The organism is Nocardia tenerifensis NBRC 101015 (assembly GCF_000308715.1).
In the GTDB taxonomy this organism is placed as follows: Bacteria; Actinomycetota; Actinomycetes; order Mycobacteriales; family Mycobacteriaceae; genus Nocardia; species Nocardia tenerifensis.
In genome coordinates this window covers 18,824-38,564 of record NZ_BAGH01000614.1, presented here as the reverse complement: position 1 = coordinate 38,564, position 19,741 = coordinate 18,824, and the positions used below count along the sequence as shown (strand labels likewise).

At 64.7% G+C, this 19,741-nt stretch carries 16 protein-coding genes; 10 read left to right on the top strand and 6 right to left on the bottom strand.

What is annotated here, in order from left to right; genetic code table 11:
- Window position 1 precedes the first annotated feature (1 nt).
- The 8 genes from ON39_RS44700 to ON39_RS49535 all read left to right on the top strand — a co-directional run bounded on the left by ON39_RS44700 (window position 2) and on the right by ON39_RS49535 (window position 11,795).
- On the top strand, window positions 2-1,063 hold the full coding sequence (locus tag ON39_RS44700; protein WP_040743408.1) for a methyltransferase domain-containing protein: 1,062 nt from the start codon (window positions 2-4) through the stop codon (window positions 1,061-1,063).
- Window positions 1,060-2,250, top strand: a complete 1,191-nt coding sequence (locus ON39_RS44695) for a cytochrome P450 (protein ID WP_040743406.1) — start codon at window positions 1,060-1,062, stop codon at window positions 2,248-2,250. The genes ON39_RS44700 and ON39_RS44695 overlap by 4 nt, the downstream gene beginning before the upstream one ends.
- Before the next feature lie 11 nt (window positions 2,251-2,261).
- On the top strand, window positions 2,262-3,317 hold the full coding sequence (locus ON39_RS44690; RefSeq protein ID WP_040743404.1) for a zinc-dependent alcohol dehydrogenase family protein: 1,056 nt from the start codon (window positions 2,262-2,264) through the stop codon (window positions 3,315-3,317).
- Window positions 3,318-3,335: 18 nt separating this feature from the next.
- Complete coding sequence (locus tag ON39_RS44685; RefSeq protein ID WP_051187939.1) at window positions 3,336-4,823, top strand: aldehyde dehydrogenase family protein; 1,488 nt, start codon at window positions 3,336-3,338, stop codon at window positions 4,821-4,823.
- Between the two features lie 26 nt (window positions 4,824-4,849).
- Window positions 4,850-6,712 carry an asparagine synthase (glutamine-hydrolyzing) gene (gene asnB, locus ON39_RS44680; RefSeq protein ID WP_040743403.1) on the top strand — a complete coding sequence of 621 codons (1,863 nt, stop codon included), beginning with the start codon at window positions 4,850-4,852 and terminating at the stop codon, window positions 6,710-6,712.
- A gap of 76 nt (window positions 6,713-6,788) precedes the next feature.
- The gene (locus ON39_RS44675; RefSeq protein WP_040743401.1) at window positions 6,789-9,080 is read left to right on the top strand and encodes an excinuclease ABC subunit UvrA; all 2,292 of its coding nucleotides are present in this window, start codon (window positions 6,789-6,791) and stop codon (window positions 9,078-9,080) included.
- Between the two features lie 643 nt (window positions 9,081-9,723).
- Window positions 9,724-9,891 carry a hypothetical protein gene (locus ON39_RS49540; protein ID WP_157195667.1) on the top strand — a complete coding sequence of 56 codons (168 nt, stop codon included), beginning with the start codon at window positions 9,724-9,726 and terminating at the stop codon, window positions 9,889-9,891.
- A gap of 104 nt (window positions 9,892-9,995) precedes the next feature.
- Entirely contained in the window at window positions 9,996-11,795 is a 1,800-nt protein-coding gene (locus ON39_RS49535; RefSeq protein WP_146251386.1) for a hypothetical protein, read from the top strand.
- On the opposite strand, the gene ON39_RS44670 is transcribed toward ON39_RS49535, so the two are convergent.
- Window positions 11,792-12,412: a hypothetical protein gene (locus tag ON39_RS44670; RefSeq protein WP_157195666.1), complete on the bottom strand. Its 621-nt coding sequence runs from the start codon at window positions 12,410-12,412 to the stop codon at window positions 11,792-11,794. The two genes, ON39_RS49535 and ON39_RS44670, sit on opposite strands and share 4 nt — an antisense overlap.
- Before the next feature lie 309 nt (window positions 12,413-12,721).
- On the opposite strand from ON39_RS44670, the gene ON39_RS44665 reads away from it, so the two are divergent.
- Entirely contained in the window at window positions 12,722-13,651 is a 930-nt protein-coding gene (locus tag ON39_RS44665; RefSeq protein ID WP_146251384.1) for a TetR/AcrR family transcriptional regulator, read from the top strand.
- Window positions 13,652-13,703: 52 nt separating this feature from the next.
- Window positions 13,704-14,843, top strand: coding sequence for a Fic family protein (locus ON39_RS44660; protein ID WP_040743395.1), 1,140 nt, complete (start codon window positions 13,704-13,706; stop codon window positions 14,841-14,843).
- 5 nt (window positions 14,844-14,848) lie between these two features.
- Here ON39_RS44660 and crcB read toward each other — a convergent pair whose 3' ends face one another.
- The 5 genes from crcB to ON39_RS44635 all read right to left on the bottom strand — a co-directional run bounded on the left by crcB (window position 14,849) and on the right by ON39_RS44635 (window position 19,641).
- Window positions 14,849-15,211, bottom strand: a complete 363-nt coding sequence (gene crcB / locus ON39_RS44655) for a fluoride efflux transporter CrcB (RefSeq protein ID WP_040743393.1) — start codon at window positions 15,209-15,211, stop codon at window positions 14,849-14,851.
- The gene (locus ON39_RS44650) at window positions 15,208-15,699 is read right to left on the bottom strand and encodes a fluoride efflux transporter FluC (RefSeq protein WP_246003210.1); all 492 of its coding nucleotides are present in this window, start codon (window positions 15,697-15,699) and stop codon (window positions 15,208-15,210) included. The genes crcB and ON39_RS44650 overlap by 4 nt, the downstream gene beginning before the upstream one ends.
- 232 nt (window positions 15,700-15,931) lie before the next feature.
- Window positions 15,932-16,318: a hypothetical protein gene (locus tag ON39_RS44645; protein WP_040743391.1), complete on the bottom strand. Its 387-nt coding sequence runs from the start codon at window positions 16,316-16,318 to the stop codon at window positions 15,932-15,934.
- Window positions 16,319-16,458: 140 nt separating this feature from the next.
- A complete protein-coding gene (locus ON39_RS44640) occupies window positions 16,459-18,003 on the bottom strand; it encodes a M28 family metallopeptidase (protein WP_040743389.1) in 1,545 nt (514 codons plus the stop codon).
- 174 nt (window positions 18,004-18,177) lie between these two features.
- Window positions 18,178-19,641, bottom strand: a complete 1,464-nt coding sequence (locus ON39_RS44635; protein ID WP_040743387.1) for an MDR family MFS transporter — start codon at window positions 19,639-19,641, stop codon at window positions 18,178-18,180.
- Between the last annotated feature and the right edge of the window lie 100 nt (window positions 19,642-19,741).

Sequence of the window (19,741 nt, the reverse complement as noted above, 5' to 3'; positions counted from 1 at the left end):
GATGACGATCACCGACCATCGTCCGGAGATCATCGAACTCACCGACGAACAGCAACGCCGGGAATGGCAGTCGTTCACGCTGTCCGACCTGCCGGAGATGATCAGCGCGATGCACGTCTGCTACGCGGTGCGCGCGATCGCCGACACCCCGCTGCTCGAGCGGCTCAGGTCCGGCCCGCGCAGCCCCGCCGACGGGCTGCTGGCAGGCATCGACCCCGAGATGGGGCCCGGCTTCCTGCGCTACCTCGTCCTTCGCGGCATTCTCGAGACCCGCGGCGAGGAGTTCTTCCTCACCCGGCTCGGTGAGTTCCTGACCACGGACGTGTCGCTGGCTCGCCTCGGCGTCTACGTGGACGCGTACGGCATGGTCACCAGCCGGACCGGCGACCTGCTCACCGGCAAGGCGGTGTACGGCAAGGACGTGGTCCGCGACGGCGGCAAGCTCGGCGCGCACTGCGACACCCTGTTCTCGGCCTTCCACACCCCGACGCTGCTGACCGCGATGCGCGGCCGCGGTGTGCAGCGCATCCTCGACATCGGTTGCGGCGGAGGCCAATTGGTGGTCGACGCGTGCCTGCGCGATCCGTCGCTGACCGGCATCGGACTCGATATCTCCGCCGACGCGGTCGCGGTGGCCAATGAGCACGCGCGCACCTGCGGCGTGGACGATCGGGTGAAATTCGTTGTGGGCGACGCGTTCGCGCCGAAGACGTGGCCGAAGGAGTGCTTCGAGGCCGACGGCCTGTGCATGATGAGCGCGCTGCACGAGCACTTCCGCCACGGCGAGCAGGCCGTCGTCGATCTGCTGAACGAGATCTCCTCGACCTTCCCTGATTTGAAGATACTGCTGGTCGGCGAGCCCGAGATCCGTTACGACAGCAGGGAAAACGACGATGACTTCTTCCTGATCCACGTGCTGACGGGTCAGGGTCTCCCCCGCGACCGTTCCGCGTGGTTCGACGTGTTCCAGAAGTCCGAGCTGACCTGTCGCCGGATGTACACGCGCCCCGCGGCCGGGCCTCGGTTGTGCTTCTACGACCTGGCCGGAAAGGACCGGACGTGACCAGCTCCACCACGACCTCGGCGATCGAGTCCGACATCGACCTCTTCTCGACGGAGGCCCTGCACGACCCGGTTCCGTCCTATCGGACGCTGCGGGACCTGGGTCCGGTCGTGCACATGACCGAGCACGATCTCTACGGGCTGTTCCGGTACGACCAGGTGCGTGCGGCGCTGGTGGACTGGGAGGGCTTCAGCTCCGCCCAGGGCATCGCGATGAACCCCACGGCCAACGAGATGTCGGACGGCTCACTGCTTTCCATGGACCCGCCGCGCCACCGCGCGGTACGCAAGGTCCTCGACGACGCGCTGCGCCCCAAGTACGTGCGGCAGGTCGCGGGCAACATCGAGCACCTCGCCGACGAACTCGTCGACGACCTGATGCGGCGCGAAACCTTCGACGGCGTCACCGATTTCGCGGCCAAGCTGCCGGTCGACATCGTCATGGACCTCATCGGCTTCCCGCGCGACGAACAGCGGGACAAGATTCTGGTCTGGGCGCTGGGCGCGTTCAACTACTTCGGGCCGCCCGGCGAGCGTCAGCTCTCGACGTTCCCGGACGTGCAGGCGCTCATGCAGTACCTCGTCACCGACGCCACGCCGGACAAGCTGCTGCCCGACAGCTTCGGCCAAATCGTCTGGCAGGCGGCCGATCGCGGCGAGATCACCGAGAACGAGGCCCTCATGACCATGAGCGCCTACGCCTGCGCGGGATTGGACACCACCATCGCCGGTGTGGCGAGCACTCTGTGGCTGCTGGCGCAGAATCCGGACGAGTGGACGGCCATCCGGCAGGATCCGAAACTCGTTCCTGGCGCGTTCCTCGAGGGCGTGCGGCTGGAGACGCCGATCCAGCACTTCTCCCGAGTCACCACCGAGGACAAGGAGATCGAGGGCGTCACGATCCCCGAGGGCGCGCGGGTGCTCGTCTCCTACGCCGCGGCCAACCGGGACGAGCGCCACTACCCCGAGCCGGATCGCTTTCGGGCGGACCGCAATCCGGCCGACACCGTCGGATTCGGCTTCGGCGTGCACAACTGCCCCGGGCGCACCCTCGCCTCGATGGAGGCCCACGCCCTGTTCGGCGCGCTCGCGAAGCGGGCCTCCACGATCGAGCTCACCGGTGAGCCCATCCGGACGCCGAACAACATCACCCGCGGACTGGACACGCTTCCCGTCCGCATCTCCTGAAAGGGGCGACCATGAAAGCGGCACAGATCGTCGAGTACGGCGCCCCGCTGGAGCTGCGCCAGGTCCCCGACCCGACGCCGGACTCGGACGGCGTCGTGCTCGAAGTCCTCGCGACCGGCATCTGCCGCAGCGATTGGCATGCGTGGATGGGTGATTGGGGATGGATGGGCGGGCAGGTCGCACTGCCCCGCACGCTGGGGCACGAGATCGTCGGCACGGTGCGCGCCGTCGGGCCCGAGGTACGCGGCGTGCGCGGCGGCGACCGGGTCACCACGCCGTTCCATCTGGCCTGCGGCGCCTGCGGGTACTGCCGGTCGGGGCAGGCGAACGTCTGCGACAACATGCAGGTGCTCGGATTCTGGTGTGACGGTGGCTATGCCGAGTACGTGCACATCGCCAACGCCGACTTCAACTGCGTCCCAGTGCCGGAGGAGCTCACGCCGGTGGCGGCCAGCGCCATCGGCTGCCGGTTCATGACGGCGTTCCACGCCGTCACCGGGCAGGGGCGCGTTCGCCCGGGCGAGTGGGTCGCGGTGCACGGCGTCGGCGGCGTCGGCCTCGCGGCCGTGCAGATCGCCTGTGCCGCAGGGGCTTCGGTGGTCGCCGTGGACATCGACGCGGGCAAGCTGGCGCTGGCCAAGGAGCAGGGGGCGGTACACACCATCGACGCGAGCGTCGAGCAGGACGTGCCCGCTGCCGTACAAGAGGTCACCGGCGGCGGCGCGCACGTGTCCCTGGACGCGCTCGGCACCGGGACCACGGTGGTGAACTCCGTTCGCTCGCTGCGCAAACGCGGCCGCCACGTCCAGGTCGGGCTCACCAGCGCGGCGGACGCGGGCGAGATCGCGCTGCCGATGGACCTCATCACCATCGGCGAGCTGAGCATCGTGGGCTCGCACGGGAATCCGCACTCCAGGTATCCGGAGCTGCTCTCACTGGTCGCCTCGGGCCGGCTCACGCCGCAGACCCTGGTGCAGCGCACCGTTTCACTGGACCGAGCCGGGGAAGTCCTCTCCGCAATGAGCGATTTCACCACCAACGGCATCACCGTCATCGACCGCTTCTGACGCGGACCGGGAGGACTCGTGAATACCTCATGCAGCACCGTGGGCGCGGCCGCCCGCGACTTCCTGTCCCGAAAGCACCTGCTGTTCATCGGCGGTCAGTTCGTCGGCGCGGCGACCGGCCGGATATTCACCACGGTCGATCCGTCCACCGGCGGAGACATCGCCGAAATCGCCCACGCGGGAACGCAAGACGTCGCGGACGCCGTCACCGCGGCGCGGGTCGCGCTGGACGGGCCTTGGAGCCGGCTGTCCGCGGCCGACCGCGGCAGGCTCATCGCGCGACTCGCGGATCTCATCGAGCACAACGACGAGCAGCTGGCCGAGCTCGAGGCCCTCGACGCGGGCAAGCCGATCACCATGACCCGCGCGATGGACATTCCCGCGGCGGCGGCCCAGTTCCGCTACTTCAGCGGATGGCCCGCCAGGATCGAGGGCGAGACGATCCCCGTCGCGGTGCCGAACACGTTGTGCTACACCAGGAAAGAGCCGGTCGGCGTCTGCGCGCAGATCATCCCGTGGAACTTCTCGCTGTTGATGACGGCCTGGAAGCTCGGCGCGGCGCTGGCGGCGGGGTGCACCGTGGTGCTCAAACCCGCTGAGCAGACACCGCTAACCGCGCTGCGGCTCGCGGAGCTGGTCGAGGAGGCCGGTTTTCCGCCGGGCACCGTCAATGTGCTGACCGGAGACGGCGAGACCGGCGCCGCACTGGTCGACCACCCCGGCGTCGACAAGATCGTGTTCACCGGATCTACCGCCGTGGGGCGCGAGATCGGCGCGAAGGCGGGGGCGCAACTCAAGCGCGTGACGCTGGAACTCGGCGGGAAGAGCCCGAATATCGTTCTGCCGGACGCGGATATCGAGTCCGCGATCGCCGGGAGTTACACCGGGATCTATTTCAATACCGGTCAAGCGTGCAACGCCGCGTCGCGACTCTTCGTGCACGAGAGCGTGTTCGACGAAGTGGTCGAGGGGCTGGCCGCGCGGGCGAAGAGCGCGCAGGTCGGTCCGGCGCTCGATCCGGCGACCGAGTGCGGGCCGGTGGTCTCGGCCGAGCAGTACCGGCGGGTGCGTGGCTACATCCACGACGGGGTCGCCGCCGGTGCGACACTGCGGTCGGGTGCGGTTCCGCCCTCGGATCCCGAGGGCGGATACTTCATTCCCCCAACGCTTTTCACGGATGTGACGCCGGACATGCGGATCTGCTGCGAAGAGATCTTCGGGCCGGTTCTGGTCGCCGCACCGTTCGACAGCATCGACGACGCCGTGCGCATGGCCAACGACACCGACTACGGGCTCGCCGCCGGCGTCTGGACCCGGAACCTCGGCGCGGCACACACGCTCGCGGCTCGCCTGCACGCGGGTTCGATTTATCTCAACACGTGGGCGCCCGGCGACCCCGCCGCACCGTTCGGCGGCGTGAAGGCGTCCGGTGTCGGCCGGGAGATGGGGCGCGCCGGGCTCGACGCGTACCTGGAACCGAAGACCGTGTGGACGACCCTCGCGTGAGCAGACGATAGCGAAAGGATAAGACGATGTGTGGAATCGTCGGTTGGGTCGATTTCGATCGTGATCTCACCGCCGAGCGCCGCGTTCTCCAGGCGATGGTGGACACCATGGCCCTGCGCGGACCGGATGCCGAGGGGTCGTGGCTGCATCCGCACTGCGCCCTGGGGCATCGGCGGCTCTCCGTGATCGACCTCGAGGGCGGCAAGCAGCCGATGCTCTCCCCGGAGACGCTGCCCGACGGCACGCCGCTGGCCGCGATCAGTTACAGCGGCGAGGTGTACAACTTCACCGAACTCCGCGACGAGCTGAAGACGCTCGGGCACCGCTTCGCGACCAGGAGCGATACCGAGGTCGTCTTGCGCGCGTATCTGGAGTGGGGCGCGGAGTTCGTCCAGCGGTTGAACGGCATGTTCGCCTTCGCGATCTGGGACAGCCGCGTCGAGGAATTGCTGCTGTATCGGGATCGGCTGGGCGTCAAACCGCTGTTCTACTATCCGACGCCCGACGGTGTGCTGTTCGGATCGGAGCCGAAGGCGATTCTCGCCCATCCGCAGAGCCGCGCGGTGCTCACCCTCGACGGGCTGCGCGATGTGCTGTCGTTCGTGCGCGTTCCCGGGCAGACACCGCTGCACGGCATGTACGAGGTCCGGCCCGGGCATTTTCTTCGCGTGCGTGACGGTAAGCGCATTGAGCAGAAATACTGGGAATTGGAGTCACGGCCGCACACCGACGATATTCCCGCCAGCGTCGGCAAGGTCCGGGAGTTGTTGGAGGACATCGTCGCTCGGCAATTGGTCGCCGACGTTCCGTTGTGCACCCTGCTGTCCGGCGGCTTGGACTCGAGCGCGTTGACCGCCCTCGCGCAGCGCAGACTCGACGCCGCAGGCGGCGGTCGCATCCGGAGTTTCTCGGTGGATTTCGAGGGACAGGTGGAGAATTTCGCGCCGGAGCCGCTTCGGGAGGCGCCCGATCAGCCGTTCGCAACGGAGTTGGTGCGGCACGTCGGCACCGATCACCAGACCATTCTGTTGAACAACGCGGATCTCGTCGCCCCGAACATTCGGTCGGCGGTGTCGCGGGCCTGGGACCTGCCCTTCGGCGACGGTGATCTGGGTCCGTCGCTGTATCTGCTGTTCCGCGCGGTGCGGCAGCAGTCCACCGTCGCGCTGTCCGGCGAGTCGGCCGACGAGGTCTTCGGCGGGTATCTGTGGTTCCACGATCGGAAAGCCGTGCAGGCCGATACTTTTCCGTGGCACGCGCTCGGCGAGCGGTCGATCACCGAGCAGTCGACGGCGTTCCTGGACCCCGATCTGACGGCGCGGCTGGAGCTTCCGGAGTACATCGCCGACCAGTATCGGACCGCGCTCGCCGAGGTGCCGCACCTGTCCGGCGAGACCGGGCACGATCGGCGGATGCGGATCGCGAGCTATCTGAATCTCACCAGGTGGTTGCCGGTGATGCTGGACCGGAAAGACCGGTTGAGCATGGCCGGCGGAATCGAGGTTCGTGTCCCCTTCTGCGACCATCGATTGGTCGAATATGTTTTCAACGCGCCGTGGTCGATCAAGACCTATGACGGGCGGGAGAAGAGCCTGCTGCGCGGCGCCACCGCTGATCTGCTGCCGGAATCCATTGTGCGGCGCAAGAAGGCGCCTTATCCGTCCACTCAGGACGCGGGCTACGACCGGGCCGTCAAGCAGATACTCGGGAAAATCGTGGCGGAGCCGAGTTCGCCCGCGCTGCCGCTGTTCGACCTCGCCGCCATCGAGAAGCATCTCGACGCGCCGATCGGCGCCGCCTCCTCGATGCAGGAGCGGGGGCTGTACAACGAGACGCCCATTCGCCTCGCCGAGTGGGTCGACGCCTATGACGTGAGCCTGGTGGTATAATTTCCATTTGGAAACCATTTCTTGTCATGCCTGGTACTGGTCGCACCTAGTTCTTGGTCACGCTGAGGGAGTGGATATGTCGGATCGAACCGGACGGCAAGCGAACGACTGCATTTCGCTGCGCGGCGTCCGCGAGAACAACCTGAAGAACGTGTCGCTCGAGATCCCGAAGGGGCGGTTGACCGTTTTCACGGGCGTGTCGGGTTCTGGGAAGTCGTCGCTGGTGTTCGGCACCATCGCGGTCGAGTCGCAGCGACAGCTCAACGAGACTTTCCCCTGGTTCATCCGGAACCGGCTGCCGAAGTACGAACGGCCGCACGCCGAGGGCATGTCGCACCTGTCCACCGCCATCGTGGTCGATCAGCGCCAGATCGGCGGCAGTTCCCGCTCGACCGTCGGCACCATGACCGAGATCAATCCGATGCTGCGCGTGCTGTTCTCGCGGCACGGCAAGCCGAGCGCGGGCGAGTCGACCATGTACTCGTTCAATGTGCCGCAGGGCATGTGCCCGGAGTGCGAGGGTCTCGGACGCACCGCCAAGCTCGACCTCGATCTGCTGCTGGACAGGTCGAAATCGCTCAACGAGGGCGCCATCACCTCGCCGCTGTTCGCCGTCGGCGGGTATCCGTGGATCACCTACGCCGAGTCCGGCCTGTTCGATCCCGACAAGCCGCTGAAGAAGTTCACCGCCGACGAATGGGAGAAGCTGCTGCACGGCAGCGGTTTCAAGGTGCGGCGGCCCGGCAAGGACGTGACGCACTCCAACGAGTACGAGGGCATCGTCGTCCGGTTCAACCGCCGCTACCTCAAGAACGGCCTCGACGCGCTGAAAGACAAGGAGCGCAAGGACGTCGAGAAGGTCGTGCGGACCAGCACCTGCGAGGTCTGCGGCGGCGGGCGGCTCAACAAGGCCGCGCTCGCCTCGAAGATCAACGGCAAGAACATCGCCGACTACGCGGAGCTCGAGGTGAGCGAGCTGATCGCCGAACTGGGGCGCATCAACGATCGGGTCGCCAAACCTGTGGTCGAGGCCGCCGTCACGGCGCTGACACGGCTCGAGTCCATCGGGCTCGGCTACCTCAGTCTCGGCCGCGAGACGTCCACGCTGTCCGGCGGAGAAGGCCAGCGGCTCAAGACGGTTCGGCATCTTGGCAGCAGCCTGAGCGATCTGACCTTCATCTTCGACGAGCCGAGCGTCGGGCTGCATCCGCGAGATGTGCACCGGCTCAACGAACTCCTCGCCCAGCTGCGGGACAACGGCAACACCGTGCTTGTGGTGGAACACAATCCGGACGTCATGGCCGTCGCCGACCGCATCGTCGACATGGGCCCCGGGGCCGGTACGCACGGCGGCGAGATCGTGTTCGAAGGGACCTATCGGCAGCTGCTGAAGGCGAACACGCTCACCGGCCGAAGGTTGCGCGAGCACACGGGTTTGAAGGAGGAGGTCCGCGAACCCACTGGCGCGCTGAAGATTACGAAGGCGACGCTGAACAACCTGCACAACGTGTCCGTGAGCGTTCCCACCGGGGTGCTCACCGCGGTGACCGGCGTGGCGGGCTCGGGTAAAAGTTCCTTGATCTCAGGGGCTTTCGCGGCTCAGCATCCGGACGCGGTGATGGTGGACCAGTCCGGGGTCGGCATCTCCTCGCGGTCGACGCCGGCGACCTACGTCGACATCATGGACACGATCCGCGGGCTGTTCGCCAAGGCCAACGACGCCGAACCAGGGTTGTTCAGCTTCAACTCGACCGGTGCGTGCCCAGCGTGCAAGGGGCGCGGGGTGATCGAGACCGATCTCGCGTACATGGACCCCGTCACGGTGACCTGCGAGGTGTGCGAGGGCAGCCGGTACAACGACGAGGCTTTGCAGAAGACGTTGCGCGGCAAGAACATCGCCGAGGTGCTCGGACTCACCGTCGAAGAGGGCCTGTCCTTCTTCGACGAAGAGAAGGTGACCGGCAAGCTCGCGATGCTCCGCGAGGTCGGCCTCGCCTATCTCACCCTCGGCCAACCACTTTCGACCCTCTCCGGCGGCGAACGCCAGCGCCTCAAGCTCGCCCTCCGCCTCCAGGACACCGGCACCGTCTTCGTCTTCGACGAACCCACCACCGGCCTCCACATGGCCGACGTAGACCGCCTCCTCACCCTCTTCGACCGCCTGGTAGACGAAGGCAACACCGTCATAGTCGTAGAACACGACCTAGAGGTCGTCAAACACGCCGACTGGATCATCGACCTGGGCCCCGACGCCGGCCGCCACGGCGGCAAAATCCTCTTCGAAGGCACCCCCCACGAACTAACCTCCGACAAAACCTCCATAACCGCCGAATACCTCCGCAAAAACCTCGACCAGACCGATCGCTGACGGCTGGACTCCGGACGCCGCACCTGCGATAGCCTCAGGCTCTGCACCACTCTCACCCAAGTCGGCAACGCAAACACGACTGCTCGGTTCTGATTTTGCGGACATGCCCCGACCCGACGCTATGACCTCGCTATTGCATCTTCAAGCCTTGGACCACGAATATCACGGATCAGTCAAATGACCATTTGGGACCAGCAAACCCATGGTCAACAGCGGGCAGGTAGCTTTTTGACAAAAAATCTGCGTGTCGGCCGAGCCTTCACGTCGAGAAGGGTATGGTCACCACGCAGCGCAAACGCACCGTTGCGCCCACACCGCGCTACACCTAGACTGGCCCGGGTAAGGGGAAGCACATGGTCGGCATCGTTGACCACTTATTTGGAGATTTCACGACGCTGCGTGAGTTCATCCATCTAAAATGTAGCGATTCGAGCATGTTTTCGACGTACGCTTCAAGGGGGATACTCGAGTGACACATGGTGGATACCCATATTATCCGGAGGGCAATCCGCAGCCTCAGCATGACGGCCAACCTGGCCCGTCGGCAGAGGACGATCATCGCACCCCCCTCACCGACGAAGGTATGGTTCGCAGTCGTTCAGACGCGGTAGCCGTTCTGAGGACATATCGGCCAATGAATGCAATGGAGTTCGCGGCCGCCAGAGACGAACGTACGCTGCAGGATTTCGGGCAACATGTTATCGATCAAATGATCGAAACAAGCCGCCACCTCATGGAACTGCAGCGGAATTCTCCTTTGAATGAACTTCAGCGCAAGGCCAGGTCCAAGCGCAATCGCTTCAACGCCTGATCAGCTTTCTCTTCGCGTCTCTGAGGGTGAATTTTTTGTGTACCCGTCTTACTCTTAAAAAAGAGCGGCCGTACGGTGATATCTATCGACTGTGCACTACGCGCGTGGACTGCCTACTGGATAAATTGGAACTGAGATCACGGCAGCCCGACAACGACCAGCCGGCTCGTTCGCTCATCGAGGTGTTTTGCTCTCGCGCCAACGTTGTGATCGTAGAAGGTGGATACTTCGACATCGATTACCGCAGCGAGTTCAGCAAAGTCCACGATTCACGGTTCGCATTCCGCTCACCCGATACCACTCGACTTCACTTCTTTCATGGTGTCATCGCGGATGACAACCCGTACATCTACGACTTTGTCGCACAGGATGAATCAATCTACTATGGCTACACCGTGATCCGCCCCCAGGTTCCCGGCAAGATCGGACGGTCTATGGTATCGGTCGATGTCGAAGTACCGGGGATAATCGGCGAGAAGGAATTCGCCGACAAGGTTCGCACGAGTGTAGCAGAAGTTGTGCAAGTTTTCGGCGTCGCGAAAAAAGTGGTCGGCGTGCCGTTCATGGAACAAGACGGTCATATTTTGACGTGCGCCCATATCGCTGCGTGGGTCTGCCATTATACCGCCGTGTTGCGCGGCGCAGTTCGGCGACGAGCAACTGCCGAATTTCACGACGTCGGCGATAAGAGCGCCGCCGTCAGCCGTCCCTACCCATCGCAGGGATTGAATCTCAATGTAGTGGCTACCACACTTCGCTCGGTCGATCTTCCCCCAGAGGTGCTGGACGCGGCATCACTACTGAGGTACGGAGACACCAACTGGTCTCGGCGACCCGGCTTTTCAGCCCGACTGAACGAACTGACGAATGCTGAAAGCGAGGAAGAGAGAAACATCAACAGCCGTCCCCTCGCCAGACTCTGGGTCAGAGAGAATTTAGGGGCAACGATCTGCCGCTATCTCAACTCCAAGCTTCCCGTCATTCTGCTGCGAAGCCCGGAAGACAACCTCGACGTCGCTCATGCGCAAGTAGTTGTCGGATACCTGCGCCGGTCGGAGATCGACGAGGACGCCCTCCTCCCGAGAAGACTACCTCCTCAGCAGAAATCAGACTCCGATGTCACGGCGTTCATCGTATGCGATGATCAGGTCGGCCCTTACAAGATCGTACTACTGGACGATCTGGTCGATGCGATAATGAGCTCGATTTATTCCGAGGATGCGGACACTGCGGTAGTAGTACCACTTCCCCGATCACTCTGGCTCTCCGGGACCGCCGCAGAGGAGGCCGCGACCTACTGGCTGGAAACACTCGCGCAGGACCGGCTGGACAGACTTCCCACCTGGCAGGCAATCACAGAAGACGAAAGATCAGGGGTCTATCACGACAATTTGCGAAGCTTTGTTGCGCAAGTGTCTGGAAGCGAAGTCGGACAGCTCGCCCTTCGCAGTTACGTGAGCACAGGGGTAGAATTCAAAAAAAGTTTTACCGAACGACTAGGTGGAAGTATCGAACTCGCACGCGCGATCGGAAACATGCAGCTGCCGAAATACGTTTGGGTATGTGAAGCAATCGTCCGTTCACTGCGTAGCGTACGTGGTGGCAAAAGCGTGCTCGCTACCATCGTGTTCGATTCCACGGCAGTAGCGATCGAAGGCCGGATGACAGGAGCCGACCTCATCCCGTTGATTGTCCACCTGCCCGGTCAGGCGAAGTGTGCCTCCAGATACGCAGATTACCGATCAAGCCCTGGTCAAAATGGGATCGACGATTACCAAGCCCTTATAGGCCAGGACTGGATTCCAGCATGTACAGGCCTGTACAAGACGGGGCGATGGAATCGAGCGAGTCATAATACACCGGATGTATATCAGCCGTGGAAAGTGGCACTGAGTACGAATTAGCGCTCAAAAGATATAATAATTGCGGCAATGAGAAGACCAGCAAGCGTCGCCATGAAAAAGAAGGAAGCAAATACAAAGGCCGCTTTTATCCGATTCGAGATCCAGGCACTCCTGTATGCCTGGATCTTTCGCTCTACAATATACTGCGCGTGAGCAGCATGCTTCTTCTGCAATATCTCCTCGAACAGTTCATCGAAACCGTCGGGGCTGTAAGCAGCATAGGGCAAAGGAAACGCCGTCAGAGCGGCGAACAGAATAGACAGCGACGCAGCCACGACAATGAGAATCGCAAGCGTGTGCGGCCAGCCCTCCTGTGTCACAAGTTTCAGATCGAGCGTCTTGATCAAGGTCAGGTAGAGCGTGACCAATCCGACGTCCATCGTAACGATCGGAAAAGCCCGTGTCTCGAAGGATGACTTCCGGAGCCACGCTACTGCTAGCTCTTTATCGAGATAGTCCGAAACCACATCGAGTTCGCCCTCCTCGACGACACGAACCATCTCCGTCGCTTCATCAGCGGAATTCCGAGCCTGCGCTGGTAGCTCTTTCCCAGCCGATACATTATTTTCCACTACCGCCACCAGACCTGGCCCAAGTCCACTTTGTATTCCGGTCACGCTTGCGGCGGGGTGTCAGCAAGATCTCCTCCACCGGCGGTTCGCCCTCGATCTGTGCGGGATGCTGGCTGTTCAGCTTATCACCGTGGCCTACCTCGACAGTGACGGTGAGCTTGCGATTTCGGCCGCGGTCTTGCGCCATGCGTGGCTCCTCGAGCTTGGTCCTGATGCGGAACGTGCGCGTCTCAGTGCAGGTGGCAGCAGTACACGCCTGCCCCTGCGCCCGAGCGTCGATATCGTACTCGATGACTCAGCGTCCTTAGATGTTGGGACAGAGTATCCCAAAATCTTAGGGTAGGCTCTGTAGTCATGTCTGCAGCGTTCGCCCGTGATCCACTCGATCCACGCCGCGCCAGGATGACGGCAGACGACGTTCGGGAGACGATGCTGGCCACCGCGGCCCACCTTGTGAACGAACGGGGGTTAACGGTCAGCCTCCAGCACATTCCGCTCGACGCGATTGTCGCCATGTCCGGTGTTGCCCGAAGCGCGGTGTACCGCATCTGGCCGAAACGGGATCAGTTCTTCGAAGACCTCCTACTGGAGCTTGCCGCTCATCCGGAGTCTTCTCCTTCCGTTCTCGACGGACCGACGCTCGATGCCGCGCTGGACGCACTGACAGGCGTCGTTGAGCATTTTCCAGAGCTGTTGAGCACACAGCGTGGACGAGAACGAGCGATTGTCGAGGTCTGCCGACAAGGCGCTCAAGCAAACTACGACAGTATCGAACGCCGCCGCACGTGGCGCACGTATATGTCACTGTCTGCCGCGGTCTTATCGTACTCGGAACCGATGCGTGGACGACTGGAGCACGAGATCCACAAGACGCAACAGCGGTTCATCGACCAGATGTCGCGGTTCTACAGCGCGATGGGCTCTGCACTCGGTCGGCGGGTACGGACCGAGTTCGTACCTCCGCCGCCGGCCAAACCATGGTCCACGCTGGCAGCAAGCGGGTCAGCCGTCATGGAGGGCATGGTGCTACGGAGCACCGGCACCCTGGCGGGACTGCAGGTGCCCACGTTCGAAGTCGGCCCCATTCCCTTCGATCCATTCTCAACCGGCTCAGCTCAAAAGTGGTCGCCGCCGGCGATCAGTTTCACGTCGATGCTATTGGCAATGACCGAAGGGGTATCGGACAGCGAGTACGCCGAGGTCCCCATCGAAGCTCGCGTCAACGCTGCCGCCAGCGTCGTACGGGAACTGCAGCTAGAAATAGAGCGTGACCGGGGTCGCTGACACCCCGGCCATATGCCTTGACGTAATGATTACGTCACCCTACTGTTGACGTGTGCTGTTTCCGACTCCCGACTTGAGCGTGGCGGATGAGCGGGTGCTGTCCGACGTCGATCGCATGCGCGATACCCTGCGTCATCAGCTGCAGAGCGCCCCAGCCGGTTGGACCGGGGGTCTGCGGAAGTTCCTGACCGCGGACGCGGTGGCCGCATCGAACTCCATCGAGGGCTTCAAAGTCTCTACCGTCGACGTCGAGGATTTGATCGCCGGAGAGCGCGACGTCGATGTATCCGAGGAGAACCGGGCGGAGACTCTGGCCTACGAGCAAACCATGACTTACATCCAGACCCTGCACGATGTCGAGGACTTCTCGTACAGCAAGGGACTTCTCAACGCGCTGCACTGGATGTTGCAGGGGCATCGGCATGCGGCTCGGCGGCCGGCTGGGCAGTGGCGGCGGGGGGCGGTTTACGTGACCGATGTGCGGGATACGAGTATTGCGGCTTATACCGCCCCGGAGGCTGCGGCGGTGCCGGGGTTGATGGCGGAGTTGGTGGAGTGGCTCAATGTCGAGTCGGGGGCGCATCCACTGGTTCGGGCGGCTATGGCGCATCTGCAGTTGGTGTCGATTCATCCGTGGGCCGATGGGAATGGGCGGATGTCGCGGTCGCTGCAGACGTTGATGATCGCGCGAGAAGGGGTGCTGGCTCCGGAGTTCTCGTCGATCGAGGCGTGGCTGGGTCGACCGGGCAACACGTGGGAGTACTACCAGGTGCTGGGGCGGCGGGGCAGCGAGTATCGGCCGAATCAGGATGTGTCGGAGTGGATTCGGTTCAATCTGGTCGCTTACCACCAGCAGACGCAGACCGTGCACGCGCGGTTCGTGCGTTCGGGGCGCGTGTGGGAGGCGTTGGCCGACTTCACTACTCGCGAGAGTGTGGACGAGCGGCTGGTAACGGCGATGCACGACGTCGCGATGTCCGGACGCGTGCGCCGCAGCCGTTACGAGCAGAACGAGGGGTTGAATCTTCAGCAGGCGCAGCGGGATCTGCGCGAGCTTGTGCGGCGGGAGGTTTTGTCGCCGGTGGGGCGCACGCGGGCACGGTTTTACGTGGCAGGCTCGAAGTTTCCGGAGTCCGCGCTGGAGATCGCCCATACGCCAACGACGTTGAAGGACCCGTATGCCGCTGTGTAGCGGTGTCAGCCGTGGAGGGTTTGGGTGGTGGCGTAGCCGATCGAGGCGGCGATCAGGGCGGTGGTCACGCTGGTGGTTATGTTGAGGAGGGCGGGGCGGTAGGCGGATTGCTCGGCTAGGCGGATGGTTTCATAGGTGAAGGTGCTGTAGGTGGTGAAGGCGCCGCAGAAACCGGTGGCGGCCAAGGAGATCCAGGGGGTGGAGAGGTCTGCGCCGAGTAGGGCGCCGAGGAGGAGGCTGCCGGAGGCGTTGATGAGGAGGGTGCCCCAGGGGAAGCGGCTGTCGTGGCGTAGTTGGACGGCGCGATCGATGAGATAGCGGAGGGGGGCGCCTACGGCTGCGCCGAGGATCACGAGCAGTGTGTTCATCGGACCATCTCCCGCTGGGTGAGGCGGGCGGCGGTGCGGGCGAGTTTCATCGCGAGGGTGGTCGCGGCCAGGGCGGCGAGCAAGGTCGCGAGGAGGTAGACGACGGCTACGACGATCGTGTCGGGGTGGAGCAGGGCGCGGATGTCGTTGGCGTAGGTGGAGAAGGTGGTGAAGCCGCCGAGCACGCCGACGCCGAGGAACGGGCGCACCAACGGGTGGGCGGGGCGGATCTCGGTGATCACCACCATGAGCAAGCCGAGCAGGAAACTCCCGGCTACGTTGATCATGAACACCGCCCACGGGAATCCACCGGTCGGCGTGGGCCAGGCGAGGGTGAGGCCGTCGCGGGCCAGCGCCCCGAGCGCGCCGCCGGCCGCGATCACGCCGAGCACCGTGCCGTGCGTGTGCGCGAGCTCGCCGCGCTGGTCAGGGTTGTGAATGTCGATATCCGAATCGACGCACAGGTCGTGTCGCGGGTCGATGTGCACAGCGGTCTCCTACTCCATGGCCGCCCGGGGGCGGAGGGATGGGGTAGGGACTGTTGGCCGGCTATGCCCGCGGTTGTTCCGAATCCTGCGTCCGGAGCGGCGAGCCCCACCGCCGCAGCAACAATTGTATGCCGGGCGGGTGCCCCGGCATGGACGGGGGTGTCGCCGACGCGCGGGTGCACCGACGCAGCATGCTGCCGACGACGCAGGCAGTGTCGCCGCCGAGCGGGGCTCAGAACCGGCGGGGTCGGCGGCGAAGATCGAGGAGCGAGCGAACCGCCAATGACGCGGCGGCACCGGCGGCCAGCGCGGTCAATGGCGCGCCGACCCTCCCCCAGATATCGCGGATCGGCCGGTAGCGCGCGACACCATCTCGAATCTCGATGTACCCGAGCGGCCTGATATCGGTACCACCGCCGATGATCCCACCGTCCGCCCCGCCGAAACCGATGCCCGCCCGCGCGACGGGGACGATGGTGAGCCCGTCCGCCGTCACCGGTTCACCGAAAACCATTGCGGCTCCGGCTCGCCCACCGATCAGCTCCGCCATCTGCTCCCGCGTCAGCGCGGCGGAGGAGCCGTCGGCCGCACCCACCGGCAGCGAATCCCACATGACCATGAACCTCCGTAGCAAGTCCGAAACACGTCGAACTCGAGGTTAGTCCGGGCGCTCAGCAGAGAGCGACCCGGCGGGATGTCCCGCCGGGTCGCGTGGGATCCGCTGAAGTCGCCGGACTCAGCGGGCGCGAGTCGCCGTCCTCAGAGGGCGAGCCCGCCGCGGTGGCTGTCCGCCTTGCCGCGCTGCTGGGGCGCGGTCTTCGCCACCGGGGTGCGGCTGGGCGGGTTATCGCTGAAGGCGAAGGTGGCCGTCGAGTAGGCGATGGCGCCGGTGTTCACCGTCAACGCCTTGTCGTTGATGTTGTTGATCGTGTCGCAGGCCGAGTGGTAGCAGGCGTCGTAGGCCTTGCCCGCCTCGCCGCCGAACATCTGCTGCTCCTCGGGCGTCTTGATGCCTTCCGCACCGGTGAACAGGCCACCGGACGGGATGCCGACCGCCATGAACGGGCCGTAGTCCGAGCGCCCGTCGAGCGCGGTGGGTACGTGCGGGATCTTCAGGAAGTCGAAGTAGCGAGCCAGGTTCTTCTCGATCTCGACCGATCCGGCCGGTCCCGCGCTGCCGTCATAGATCATGTAGGCGTAGTTGGGCGAGGCGATCATGTCGTAGTTGCCGTACAGCGCGATCTTGCTGCGGTCGGCCTCCGACAGACTCGCCACATAGTGCTCGGATCCGAGCAGGCCGAGTTCCTCGGCGCCCCACCAGGCGAAGCGCACCTTGTTCTTCGGCGGCACCTTGGCGAACTGCAGCGCGACCTCGAGCAGACCCGCGGTGCCGGAGCCGTTGTCGTTGATGCCGGGCCCGGCGAGCACGGAGTCGAGGTGCGCCCCCGCCATCACGACCTTGTCGGCGTTGCCGCGCTTGGTCTCGGCCACGATGTTGTTGGTCGTGCGGGTGGTGCTCTCGGTGTCGGTCTTCAGCTTGACGACCGTGTTGGCCGGGGAGGCGAGATCCTGGCCGACGGCGAAGCTCGCGCCGACCACCGGAATGTTGAAGCCGGGGCCGCCGAGGGTGCCGGCGAACGCGTCGGTCCGGCCGGGCTGGCCCTCGTTGAAGATGATCACACCGACGGCGCCCGCGTTCTGGGCATTGCGGGCCTTGTCGGCGAAGGGGCAGGTGCCGCGCTGCAGCAGCGCGATATTGCCCGCGGTGAAGCCCGCGAAATCCTGTGCCTCACAGCCGGAGGTCGAGCTCGGCTCCGGTGTCGGCGGCAGGGTGAGATCGACGGCCTGCACCGTGGCCTGCACGTTCCCGGAACCGGAGTAGGTCAGGGTGGCGAAGTCGCCGACTTCGCTGCTGCCGGGCGTGGTCGGCTTGTAGGTTTTGGCGTCGGGCGAGACCTGGGACATGGCCGCGGTCGACTTCTCGCGGAAGAACGGGAAGTCGAACTTCTGCACCGTCACCTGGTAGCCCGCGCCGCGGAGCTGGCCTGCCACGTAGTCACTGGATTTGTCGAAGCCGGGCGTACCCGAGGCGCGGGTGCCGCCGTTGGCGTTGGCGATGTTCTGGAGCTCCTGCAGGTGCCGTTTGATGTTGGGCGCCTTGACCGAGTCGGCCAGTTGACGCTCGGGCGGCGCGCCCGGATCGGCGTGCGTGGTCCCGGCGAGCGCGAGGGTTAGAGCGAGGGGCAGAGCGGTGGCTGCGGCGACAATGCGAACAGCCGTGGCACGGCGGAAGATGTGATGCATGGGGGCTCCTCCAAAGGGACGGACAAATCCCGGTGGACGGAGATTAAGCGCGCATGTCACATCGGTGAAACCCCAGTCGAACTGGGGAAAACTGGTGCGCGGACCGGGGACGCGAAACGCCGAAACCCCCGGCATGCGCGCACAGCCGGGGGTTTCGGTGTGTCGTACTAGGTCTCAGCCTTTCACCAATTCGGGTGCGGCAGTCTCGATTTCGTCGGACTCCGCATGCGCGGTCGACCGGTTCGGCAGCAGGACCGCCATCACGATCACGACGAGCGCCAGGACGGCGGAGACGAGGAAGGCCAGCTTCATGCCGTCCAGATGCGCGGTGACCGCGTCGATCCCGTCGTCGACGAGCGAGCTGCTCCTGGCCGACATCACGGTCACCACCAGCGCGGTGCCGAAGGCCGCGGCGACCTGCTGCAGGGTGCCCAGCATGGAGCTGCCGTGCGAGTACAGATCCTGGGTGAGCGCGCCGAGGCCGAGGGTGAACACCGGCGTGAAGGCCGCGGCCAGCGACAGCATCAGCAGGATGTGCAGGCCGAGCAGCTGCCAGTACGGCATGGTCATCGAGATCTGGGTGAACCCGGCCAGCGCGACGGCGATGCCGATCGAGCCGGGGATCACCAGCGGTCGTCCGCCGAACCGGTCGAACAGCTTTCCGATGGTGGGGCCGAGCAGACCCATCGCCATACCGCCGGGCATCACCAGCAGGCCGGTCGCCAGCGGGCTGAGGCCGCGCAGGTTCTGCAGGTACAGCGGGAGCAGGATCATCGAGCCGAGCATCGCCATGAACGCGACCGACATCAGCACCAGCGCCTTGGTGTAGGTGCCCGCCAGCAGGACCCGCAGGTCGAGCAGCGGAGTTCCGGTGCGCTGCAGGCGAAGCTGACGGAACACGAACCCGGCGATCAGCGCCGCGCCCGCGGCGACGATCAGGGCCGGAGCGGTGAGGTTGCCTGCCTCGAAGCGGCTGAGCCCGAACACCAGGCCGCCGAAGCCGAGCGCGGCCAGCACGACGCTGGCCCAGTCGATGGCGCCGGCCTGCGGCTCACCGACGTTCTCCAGCTGCCGGAGGCCGAGCCAGGCGACCACCGCCGTGATCGGCAGCACCAGCACGAAAAGCCAACGCCACGAACCGATTTGCAGGACGAGACCGGAGATGACCGGACCCATCGCGGGAGCCACCGAGATGGCGAGGGTGACGTTGCCCATCACCCGGCCGCGGTCCTGTTCGGGCACGACGGTCATCAGCGTGGTCATCAGCAGCGGCATCATCACCGCGGTGCCGCCGGCCTGCACGATCCGGCCGAGCAGCAGCACCTCGAACGAGGGCGCGATGGCCGAGAGCGCGGTGCCTGCCAGGAAGACGCTCATCGCCGTCGCGTAGGCCCGGCGGGTCGAAACCCGTTGCAGGAACCAGCCGGTCGTGGGGATGATGGCCGCCATCGTGAGCATGAACGCGGTGGAGACCCACTGCGCCGCGCGCTCGGTGACCTGGAGATCCTCCATGAGCCGCGGGATCGCGTTGATCATGATGGTCTCGTTCAGGATCACCACGAAGGTCGCGAGTACCAATACCCGGATCACGAGCGGCGTCCGTCCTCCCTTCGCGGGAGCGGATATATCGACGGACATCGGGTTACCTCCGGGCTCAGACGTTCGATGGTGATGTGCGGGGCTCCGGGTTCCCGGTGCCACAGTGATTGAGACGGACTCGGAAGCTCGAACTCATCGC